Origin of the sequence: Micromonospora sp. NPDC048894 (assembly GCF_040649765.1) — a bacterium.
In the GTDB taxonomy this organism is placed as follows: domain Bacteria; phylum Actinomycetota; class Actinomycetes; order Mycobacteriales; family Micromonosporaceae; genus Micromonospora; species Micromonospora antibiotica.
In genome coordinates, this window is the sequence record NZ_JBEZFY010000046.1 from 1 (window position 1) to 1100 (window position 1100).

Consider the following 1100-nt stretch of genomic DNA (forward strand, 5'->3'; position numbering starts at 1 on the left):
ACTGGACGTTTCCTTCACCTTCACGCCAGTGTGACCGATTAGCGCCCCGGCCTTGGCCGGGCAACATGTCCCACTCCGGGTAGAATAGCCTCATCCCGCCCGGCTCAACCCTGACCAGAAACGCAGCATTTCACCCCGGAATGGCGTCTGGTTCACATTCGGCTATACATCGACGGACATGACGTCCGCCCAGCCGTCGCCCCGACACCGTACGCCTACTGCATGACCGCACGACGCCCCTACCCGTCCGACCTGTCCGACGCCCGGTGGGCCCTCATCGCACCCCGGCTGACCGCATGGCGACAGGCCCGCACCGATGCCGGCGTCAGCGGCCGGACCCCCACCCACGACCTACGCGAGATCTTCAACGCGATCCTCTACGTCAACCGCACCGGCATCGCCTGGCGCTACCTGCCCCACGACTTCCCACCCCACCCGACGGTCTACGGCTACTTCGCCGCTTGGAGCAAGGAAGGCATCTTCACCGCACTCAACTACCAACTCACCGGCCTCGTCCGCGACCACCACGGCCGCACCATCGCCCCCACCGCGTCCATCATGGACAGCCAGAGCGTCAAGACCTCCACCAACGTGCCACTGTCCACACAGGGCACCGACGCCGGCAAGAAGATCGTCGGCCGCAAACGCGGCATCATCACCGACACCCTCGGCCTCCTCCTCGCCGTCACCGTCTGCGCCGCCAGCGCCAGCGACAACACCATCGGCATGGACCTACTCGACCAGGCCACCACCACCTACCCCACCCTCACCAAAACCTGGGTCGACGCCGGCTTCAAAAACCGCGTCATCGAACACGGCGCCCACCTCGGAGTCGACGTCGAGATCGTCACCAAAGACCCACAGATCAAGGGCTTCAGCGTCGTCAAACGCCGATGGGTCGTCGAACGCACCATCGGCTGGCTCATGCACCACCGCCGACTCGTCCGCGACTACGAAACCCGACCCGACAACTCCGCCAGCATGATCACCCTCGCCATGATCGACAACCTCGCCAAACGCCTCACCACCGAAACCACCCCAACCTGGCGAGAAACCCCACAACCACAAAACACACAAAATACGTGAATCAGACGTCCTCT

At 64.0% G+C, this 1100-nt stretch carries 1 protein-coding gene; it reads left to right on the plus strand.

Annotation, left to right across the window (positions count from 1 at the left end; genetic code table 11):
- Nucleotides 1-222 precede the first annotated feature (222 nt).
- On the plus strand, nt 223-1086 hold the full coding sequence (locus AB0C22_RS31245) for an IS5 family transposase (RefSeq protein ID WP_219465140.1): 864 nt from the start codon (nt 223-225) through the stop codon (nt 1084-1086).
- Nucleotides 1087-1100 lie beyond the last annotated feature (14 nt).